The organism is Pseudomonas sp. KCJK9111, from assembly GCF_046231935.1.
GTDB classification, from domain to species: Bacteria; Pseudomonadota; Gammaproteobacteria; order Pseudomonadales; family Pseudomonadaceae; genus Aquipseudomonas; species Aquipseudomonas parafulva_B.
In genome coordinates, this window is the sequence record NZ_JBJJMO010000024.1 from 46083 (window position 1) to 54855 (window position 8773).

Here is an 8773-nt window from a genome sequence, read left to right on the forward strand (position 1 = left end):
GCCTCGATTTTCGTACAGGGTTCATACCAGTGGTAAAAGCAGCAAACACCAAACCCACCCCGATCATCGACCGCCTGGTGGTGGTCGGCCTCGGTCTGATCGGTGGCTCGTTCGCCAAAGGCCTGCGTGAAAGCGGCCTGTGCCGCGAAGTGGTCGGCGTCGACCTCGATGCGCCGTCGCGCAAGCAGGCCGTTGCCCTGGGCGTGGTCGACCGCTGCGAAGAGGACCTGGCCACGGCCTGCCTTGGCGCCGACGTGATTCAACTGGCCGTGCCGATCCTGGCCATGGAGAAAGTTCTGGCGCGCCTGGCCCGGCTCGATCTGGGTGAGGCCGTGATCACGGACGTCGGCAGTGCCAAGGGTAACGTCGTGCGCGAAGCGCGTTCGGTGCTTGGCGAGCGCTTGTCGCGCTTCGTGCCTGGCCACCCCATCGCTGGCTCCGAGCAGAGCGGGGTGGAGGCGTCCAACGCCAGCCTGTTCCGTCGGCACAAGGTCATCCTCACGCCGCTGGCCGAAACCGACCCTGCTGCGCTGGCCCTGGTCGATCGCCTGTGGCGTACGCTGGAGGCTGACGTTGAGCACATGCCGGTCGAGCGCCATGACGAAGTGCTGGCCGCGACCAGCCACTTGCCACACCTGCTGGCCTTCGGGCTGGTCGATTCGCTGGCCAAGCGCAATGAAAATCTGGACATCTTCCGGTACGCTGCGGGAGGCTTTCGCGATTTCACGAGAATCGCCGGTAGCGACCCGACCATGTGGCATGACATTTTTCTCGCCAACCGCGACGCTGTCCTGCGCACACTCGATACATATCGCAGTGATCTCGACGCCTTGCGCGACGCGATCGCTGAAGGGGACGGGCACCAACTGCTGGGTGTTTTCACCCGCGCTCGGTTTGCCCGCGAGCATTTCAGTAAAATCCTGGCCCGCCGGGCCTATGTGGACGCTATGAACGCCAACGATCTGATTTTCCTGGCCCAACCCGGTGGCCGCCTGAATGGGCGAATCCGCGTACCGGGCGACAAGTCGATTTCCCATCGCTCGATCATGCTTGGCTCGCTGGCCGAAGGCACCACCGAGGTCGAGGGTTTTCTCGAAGGTGAAGATGCCCTGGCGACCTTGCAGGCTTTTCGCGACATGGGCGTGGTCATCGAAGGCCCTCATCAGGGCCGCGTGACCATCCATGGCGTCGGCCTGCATGGCCTTAAGCCACCGCCTGGCCCGCTGTACGTGGGCAACTCCGGTACCTCGATGCGCCTGCTGTCGGGCCTGCTGGCCGGCCAGTCGTTCGACGTCACCATGACCGGCGACGCCTCGCTTTCCAAGCGCCCGATGAACCGGGTGGCCAACCCGCTGCGCGAAATGGGGGCTGTGGTCGAGACCGGTCCGGACGGCCGTCCGCCGCTGACCATTCGTGGCGGCAGCAAACTCAAGGCGCTGACCTACACCCTGCCGATGGCCAGTGCCCAGGTTAAATCCTGCCTGCTGCTGGCTGGCCTGTATGCCGAAGGCAAGACCACCGTCACCGAGCCTGCGCCGACCCGTGACCACACCGAGCGCATGCTGCGCGGCTTCGGCTATTCGGTCGAAACCAAGGGCCCGGTCGCTTCGCTGCAAGCTGGCGGCAAGCTGACCGCGACTCGCATCGAAGTGCCAGCGGACATTTCGTCGGCAGCGTTCTTCCTGGTGGCGGCGTCCATTGCCGAGGGTTCGGAGCTGGTGCTCGAACATGTCGGCATCAACCCGACCCGTACCGGCGTCATCGACATCCTGCGCCTGATGGGCGGCGATATCACCCTGGAAAACCAGCGTGAAGTCGGTGGTGAGCCGGTGGCCGACCTGCGCGTGCGCGGTGCCAAGCTCAAGGGCATCGATATCCCTGAAGAGCTGGTGCCGCTGGCCATCGACGAGTTCCCCGTGCTGTTCGTTGCCGCTGCCTGCGCTGAAGGGCGTACCGTGCTGCGCGGTGCCGAAGAACTGCGGGTGAAAGAGTCCGACCGCATCCAGGTGATGGCCGACGGCTTGATCACCCTGGGCATCCAGTGTGAGCCCACTCCCGATGGCATCATCATCGACGGCGGGCAACTGGGTGGTGGTGAGGTGCACGGGCACGGTGACCACCGCATCGCCATGGCCTTCAGCGTCGCATCGCTGCGCGCCAGCGCGCCGATTCGTATCCATGACTGCGCCAACGTCGCCACCTCGTTCCCCAACTTCCTGTCGCTGTGCGCCGAGGTTGGCATCCGCGTGGCCGAAGAGGGCAAGTCGTGAGCACCTTGACGCCGGTCATCACCATTGATGGACCCAGTGGTTCCGGCAAGGGGACCGTGGCCGGGCTGATGGCACGCGAGCTGGGTTGGCGGCTGCTGGATTCGGGCGCGCTGTACCGTCTGCTGGCCTTCAATGCCAGCAACCACGGCGTGGACCTGACCAATGAGGAACTGCTGACCCAACTTGCCGCCCATCTGGATGTGCAATTCATTGCCGCCGAGCCCGGTAAACTGCAGCAGATCATTCTCGAGGGTGAGGATGTCAGCAACGTGATCCGCACCGAAACCGTCGGTGCCGGCGCTTCGATGGTCGCTTCGCTGCCTGCGGTGCGTGATGCACTGCTGGTGCGCCAGCGCGCCTTTCGCGAGGCGCCAGGCCTGATCGCCGACGGTCGTGACATGGGCACGGTGGTGTTTCCGGACGCGCCGCTGAAGGTGTTTCTGACCGCCAGTGCCGAGGAACGTGCCCGCCGCCGTTACCTTCAGTTGAAGGGCAAGGGTGAAGATGTTAGTCTGTCGAGTCTGCTGGATGAGATTCGTGCGCGTGACGAGCGCGACACCCAACGTGCAGTGGCCCCGCTAAAACCTGCGGCCGACGCCATTCAGTTGGACTCAACCGAGTTGTCCATCGAGCAGGTGTTGCAACGTATCAGGAGCGAGCTCGCCTTGCGCGATCTCCTCTGATAACCAGGAAGGCAGGCAGGGGCACCAGTCAACGTCCTGCCCGCTTTCCTTTATCTAAACGAAACCCACATTGTCTGGAATGTGGCGATGGGCGTCTGTTTCGCCCGAATCTACAGGAATTAAAATGAGCGAAAGCTTTGCAGAACTCTTTGAAGAAAGCCTGAAAACCCTCAATCTTCAGCCGGGTGCGATCATCACCGGTATCGTTGTCGATATCGACGGCGACTGGGTTACCGTACACGCTGGCCTGAAGTCCGAGGGCGTCATCCCGCTCGAGCAGTTCTACAACGAAGCTGGCGAGCTGACCATCAAGGTCGGTGACGAAGTGCACGTTGCGCTGGACGCGGTCGAAGACGGCTTTGGCGAAACCAAGCTGTCCCGTGAAAAAGCCAAGCGCGCCGAGTGCTGGATTGTTCTGGAAGCAGCTTTCGCCGCCGAAGAAGTGGTCAAGGGCGTTATCAACGGTAAGGTTAAAGGCGGCTTCACTGTCGACGTTAACGGCATCCGTGCGTTCCTGCCGGGCTCCCTGGTTGATGTCCGCCCAGTGCGCGACACCACCCACCTGGAAGGCAAAGAGCTGGAATTCAAGGTCATCAAGCTCGACCAGAAGCGCAACAACGTTGTCGTTTCCCGTCGCAGCGTGCTGGAAGCCGAGAACTCCGCCGAGCGCGAAGCCCTGCTGGAAACCCTGCAGGAAGGCCAGCAAGTCAAAGGTATCGTCAAGAACCTCACCGACTACGGCGCATTCGTGGACCTGGGCGGTATCGACGGCCTGCTGCACATCACCGACATGGCTTGGAAGCGTATCAAGCACCCATCGGAAATCGTTAACGTTGGCGACGAAGTCGACGTACGCGTTCTGAAGTTCGACCGCGAGCGCAACCGCGTTTCGCTGGGTCTGAAGCAGATGGGCGAAGATCCGTGGGTAGCTATCACTGCCCGTTACCCAGAAGGTACTCGCGTACAGGCTCGCGTAACCAACCTGACCGACTACGGCTGCTTCGCTGAGCTGGAAGAAGGCGTTGAAGGTCTGGTACACGTTTCTGAAATGGACTGGACCAACAAGAACATCCACCCGTCGAAAGTCGTTCAGGTTGGCGACGAAGTGGAAGTCATGGTTCTGGACATCGACGAAGAGCGTCGTCGTATCTCCCTGGGCATCAAGCAGTGCAAGTCCAACCCATGGGAAGACTTCTCCGGCCAGTTCAACAAGGGTGACAAGATCACCGGTACCATCAAGTCGATCACCGACTTCGGTATCTTCATCGGTCTGGACGGCGGCATCGACGGTCTGGTTCACCTGTCCGACATCTCCTGGAACGAAACCGGCGAAGAAGCCGTACGTCGTTTCAAGAAGGGCGACGAGCTGGAAACCGTCATCCTGTCGGTCGATCCAGAGCGCGAGCGCATCTCCCTGGGCATCAAGCAGCTGGAAGACGATCCGTTCTCCAACTTCGTTGCTGTCAATGACAAGGGCGCTATCGTCAAGGGCATCGTGAAAGAAGTTGACGCCAAAGGTGCCATCGTCACCCTGGCCGACGACATCGAAGCCACTCTGAAAGCTTCCGAAATCAGCCGTGACCGCGTTGAAGACGCGCGTAACGTTCTGAAGGAAGGCGAAGAGATCGAAGCCAAGATCATCAGCGTTGACCGCAAATCGCGTGTCATCAGCCTGTCGATCAAGTCCAAGGACGACGCTGAAGAGCGTGAAGCCATCCAGAGCCTGAAAAACGCTCCGGAAGCGGCTGCCGATACCACCATGGCTGCGCTGCTGCGCGAAGCAATGGCCAAGCAGAACTGAGTTCTGTTTGATCGGTAAAAAGGGCGACCCTCGGGTCGCCCTTTTTTATGGGCGTTATCTACGCCTGCCTGGGGTGTGACCCTACGTTTTTCGTGGTTGAACTCGCTTGCCTCAACCCGCTAAGGTCCCGACCTTGATTTTCGAGAGACAACCATGGGCTATCTGATCATCGTCGCGCTTATCCAGGCGTTCTCTTTCAGCTTGATAGGCGAGTATCTGGCCGGTCACGTCGACAGTTATTTTGCCGTGCTTGCCCGCGTGGTGCTGGCGGGCTTGGTCTTTCTGCCGTTGACCCGTTGGCGGCAAGTAGAACCGCGCTTTGTGCGCTCGATGCTGCTGATAGGCGCCTTGCAGTACGGCATCACCTACGTGTGCCTTTACTTGAGCTTTCGCGTGCTCAGCGTACCTGAGGTGTTGCTGTTCACCATTCTTACACCGCTGCACGTGACTCTGATCGAAGACGCCATGAATCGGCGGTTCAACCCATGGGCGCTGGTGGCAGCGCTGGTGGCTGTGGCTGGAGCGGCGGTGATTCGCTTCGACAGCATCAGTGGCGAATTTTTCATGGGCTTCCTGTTGCTGCAGTTGGCCAACTTCACGTATGCCGCGGGCCAGGTGTTGTATCGGCATCTGGTTGCCCGGTTCCCCAGCGACCTGCCGCACTATGCGCGGTTCGGCTATTTCTACCTGGGGGCGTTGTTGGTGGTCCTACCTGCGTTTGTGCTGTTTGGCAACAGCGCACACCTGCCCAGCACCTCGGTGCAATGGGGCGTCTTGGTGTTTCTGGGGCTGTGCCCCACGGCGCTGGGCCTGTACTGGTGGAACAAGGGAGCTTGCCTGGTATCGGGTGGCACACTTGCCGTCATGAACAACCTGCACGTACCAGTGGGGCTGCTGCTCAACCTGCTGATCTGGAACCAGCATGAACCGCTTGGACGGCTTCTGGCAGGCGGTGCCATTATTCTGGGATCTGTATGGCTAAGCCGTTTCAGTGGACGGGCACAGGCCCCGATGCCCGGCAAAGCCTGACATGCATACCGTTTTCGTGATTGTTGCACCGATCTTCGCCTTGATCATCGTCGGCTACCTGTGCCGCCGTACCAACAAATTGGGCGACAAGGCGGCGGCCGAAATCAACAAGATGGTGGTCTGGCTGTGCCTGCCGGCCTTGCTGTTCAAGGTCACCGCTACGGCCACCTGGGCCGAAATCTGGCACCCTGGGTTCATCGTCGCATTTGGCGCCGGGGCGCTGGGGATGTTTGCGATTACCCTGCTGTGGCGGCTGCGTGGCGGCCATGGATTAGTGGCGTCGAGCATCGATGGGCTGAGTGCCGGCTACGCCAATACCGGCTACATCGGCATTCCCTTGTGCCTGCTGTTGTTCGGTCAGCCTGGCTTGCAGCCAGCGCTGATTTCGTCGTTGATCGTGGTCTGCCTGGTATTTGCCCTGTCGCTGATGTTGATCGAGATCGGCTTGCAGGATGAGCCCGAGGTGGGCCGCGCCGTGGGCCTGGTGCTCAGGGCACTGGCCAAGAACCCGCTAGTCGTCGCGCCGCTGGCAGGTGCAGCGTGGGCCATGACCGGGCTGGGGCTGGCCGAACCGGTGATGCACTTGCTCGACATGCTCGCATTGGCCACCACGCCCTGTGCATTGGTGTCGCTCGGCGCATTTCTGGCAGAGAAACAGCCGCGCGCACAGGCCAGCCCCTGGCCGCTGGTAGTGTTGAAATTGGTCGGCCAGCCGGCGCTGACTTGGGTGCTGGCCTACAAGGTGTTTCACCTGCCCGAGATGTGGGCCGCCTCGGCCGTGCTGCTGGCCGCGCTGCCCACCGGTACAGGGCCGTTCATGCTGGCGGAGTACTACAACCGGGATGCGGGGTTGATCTCCAGGACCATTCTCTGGTCAACGGTAGTCTCGCTGCTCACCTTGACGGCGCTGCTGTACGCATTGGGGTATGCGCAGTGAATGAGCGGTTCAAACGTTTACAGATTCGGGTCGCGTCCAGCGAGACGCTGGCCGGGCCCAGAACGCGAGGTGAAGCGCTGCTCCAGAACGCCTCACCGACATCGCTACTGGACCGTCGGGCAGGTCGCTAGCGCGCCAGCAGCCAGATCACGACCACCACGATTACCACGCCAGCCACGATCATCCAGCGGGGCTGGCTGTTTTCCCGTGGCTGCGCCTGGGCGTGTGGCCGGGTGTGCGTCTGCGCCTTGTCAGGTTCAGCGAATCGCGCCTGCTGGGCAGGAGCTTGCGGCGCTGCCAGCGGTGCCTCTTCCCCGCGCAACAGTCGCACCAGTCGCGGCCATCCTGCCTGCTCGGCCAATTGAAACGGCGTTTGCCCCAACGGGTTGAGCGCCGAGGTGTCGGCCCCGTGCTCAAGCAGAGCACTCACCACCGGGTAGTTGCCCGCCAACGTCTCGCGGTGCAGCAGCAACCAACCGCCCTCATCGGGATCGGTGACCATAGCAGGGTGTTGCACCAGTGCATCGTGCACCTGCGCCACCATGTTCACGGCCATGGGATGGTCGGCCTCTTCCAGCTGCTTGAGCGCTTGTGCGTCAGCCGGCGTATCCAGAGCCCGCGAGAGCAACACCTGGGATTGCCCTTTGGGCGCCGGTACGAGCGCCACGAAGCCGGGCTCACCAAACTCCAGGCCCCAGGCCGCATCGTGTTCAGCACGTTCGGCTGCGGGCATCTCGCTGCGCATTGCATCGATGGTGAAGCCTCCATAGACCTCGCCGGCAGACACGTACATCCAGTCGGTGAGCGCCGAAAACGGCAGCGTCACCCGCTGCGATGCGTCGAATCCCGTGGCCCATTCCGGTTCGTTGAGCAGCACGCCGCTGATCGAGACGCCGTCGAACGCCACCTCGCTGAGCCACATGTTCTCCACGGTTGGCAGTTCCGGGTCATCACCGTGGACCGGAAAGGCCATCTTCACGGCGGCCATGTCCAGGCCCTTGATAATCCGGCGCGCCTCCCAGGAGAGCTCGCGCCAGAAGAACTTGAACGTGGCCTGCGCATTGGCGATGGCGGTTTGAAGGGCAGGGCTGTTGTCGTCGGCCGGGTAGATGATTTGCTCGGTCATAGGGTACATCCGTGTGAGTGCGTGTTGATGACGAGGGGTATCAAGGTCATCAGACCGAAGAGCACGGGGCTGGTTCGAGAGGCTTGCCAGCCTTGAGCTCAGCCTCCCTGGCTCAAGCCTCACTCATTTCCTCAACCCGCCGCGACATCGGCGTCTGCACGGGCGCATCATGCCCGGCCAGGCCCATGCGCTCATTATTGCCACTGGGCTGCTGATACAAGCTCAACCCAAACGCCGGCAGCACTGCCAGCCGCTTCCGTGGACCGGGCGAGCCTGTATTAAGGGCTTGCCCTTGAAGTGGTGGAGGATCCAAGTTGTTTTTAAGTCTCACGAATCAGTGCTGCAATCTTTGGAGAAAGTCCTTCAGTATTCATGCTTTTGAGCTCCTCGAACAATGCATCCGGATTCGAAGCGCGCCGGGCAGCTATGACAGCTCTGGCATTGGTCGGCCCTAACTTGAGTACATCATCAACCTCAGTCCCCCAAATAGCTACGGGTTTCATGGAATTAGCGTTATGCCGGGAATTTTCAGGCAATGCGATCGCCGCGTGATGAGCTAACGTTGAGTGCCCTGTCAAGGCTGGCGTACGTGCCGCCATGCTACGAAGTTCCCTGAGGATCTTCAGTCGAGCGTTGGAGGCCGCGGTCATTTGAGCATTGGAAGCTACTTGTTTTACATTGTAGTAAATCGATGTAGCAGCTGCCGACGCTGAAATAACTAAATAAGAATTGGCCGTGCGGTCAGTTATATTAGCCGCTGCAGCTAAGCCTGCTCCAGCCGCAATGCCACCTGTAATCTGCGCCATTCGACTACCGGTAAACATTGCTGCCAACCCCGAAAAGGCACCGGCCATCGTTGATATAGATGCGGCCAATGCTTTTAATAATATGAATCTTCCCGAGGGATCAATGTAATTTATCGGATCG

Annotated in this window: 7 protein-coding genes and 1 pseudogene; 5 read left to right on the plus strand and 3 right to left on the minus strand. The window is 60.8% G+C overall.

The genetic code is table 11. The annotated features are described in order from the left end of the window. Nucleotides 1–29 precede the first annotated feature (29 nt). The 5 genes from ACK59L_RS10770 (at nt 30) to ACK59L_RS10790 (ending at nt 6720) form a co-directional block, all read left to right on the plus strand. Nucleotides 30–2270 (plus strand): bifunctional prephenate dehydrogenase/3-phosphoshikimate 1-carboxyvinyltransferase, encoded by a 2241-nt coding sequence (locus tag ACK59L_RS10770; RefSeq protein ID WP_409273513.1) that lies wholly within the window; start codon nt 30–32, stop codon nt 2268–2270. Further along, nucleotides 2267–2953 (plus strand): (d)CMP kinase, encoded by a 687-nt coding sequence (gene cmk, locus ACK59L_RS10775; RefSeq protein WP_058637582.1) that lies wholly within the window; start codon nt 2267–2269, stop codon nt 2951–2953. The genes ACK59L_RS10770 and cmk overlap by 4 nt, the downstream gene beginning before the upstream one ends. A 124-nt stretch (nt 2954–3077) precedes the next feature. Then, the gene (gene rpsA, locus ACK59L_RS10780) at nt 3078–4754 is read left to right on the plus strand and encodes a 30S ribosomal protein S1 (RefSeq protein ID WP_003252673.1); all 1677 of its coding nucleotides are present in this window, start codon (nt 3078–3080) and stop codon (nt 4752–4754) included. A 153-nt stretch (nt 4755–4907) separates the two neighbouring features. Further along, nucleotides 4908–5783, plus strand: coding sequence for a carboxylate/amino acid/amine transporter (locus tag ACK59L_RS10785; protein ID WP_058605605.1), 876 nt, complete (start codon nt 4908–4910; stop codon nt 5781–5783). A 1-nt stretch (nt 5784) separates the two neighbouring features. After that, nucleotides 5785–6720, plus strand: a complete 936-nt coding sequence (locus ACK59L_RS10790; protein ID WP_409273516.1) for an AEC family transporter — start codon at nt 5785–5787, stop codon at nt 6718–6720. Nucleotides 6721–6847: 127 nt separating this feature from the next. Here ACK59L_RS10790 and ACK59L_RS10795 read toward each other — a convergent pair whose 3' ends face one another. The 3 genes and pseudogenes from ACK59L_RS10795 to ACK59L_RS10805 all read right to left on the minus strand — a co-directional run. Beyond that, nucleotides 6848–7846, minus strand: coding sequence for a DUF2314 domain-containing protein (locus tag ACK59L_RS10795; protein ID WP_409273518.1), 999 nt, complete (start codon nt 7844–7846; stop codon nt 6848–6850). 112 nt (nt 7847–7958) lie between these two features. After that, nucleotides 7959–8096 (minus strand): annotated as a pseudogene (locus ACK59L_RS10800) (mechanosensitive ion channel family protein); the annotation flags it as partial. Between the two features lie 70 nt (nt 8097–8166). Then, nucleotides 8167–8773: hypothetical protein (locus ACK59L_RS10805; protein WP_409273520.1), on the minus strand; the 607-nt coding region annotated here is incomplete at its 5' end.

What these genes read in the sequence shown, in the direction of transcription:
- ACK59L_RS10790 (WP_409273516.1), top strand. Translation starts at nt 5,785, where the DNA reads ATGCATACCGTTTTCGTGATTGTTGCACCGATCTTCGCCTTGATCATC.
- ACK59L_RS10785 (WP_058605605.1), top strand. Translation starts at nt 4,908, where the DNA reads ATGGGCTATCTGATCATCGTCGCGCTTATCCAGGCGTTCTCTTTCAGC.
- rpsA (WP_003252673.1), top strand. Translation starts at nt 3,078, where the DNA reads ATGAGCGAAAGCTTTGCAGAACTCTTTGAAGAAAGCCTGAAAACCCTC.
- ACK59L_RS10795 (WP_409273518.1), bottom strand. Translation starts at nt 7,846, where the DNA reads ATGACCGAGCAAATCATCTACCCGGCCGACGACAACAGCCCTGCCCTT.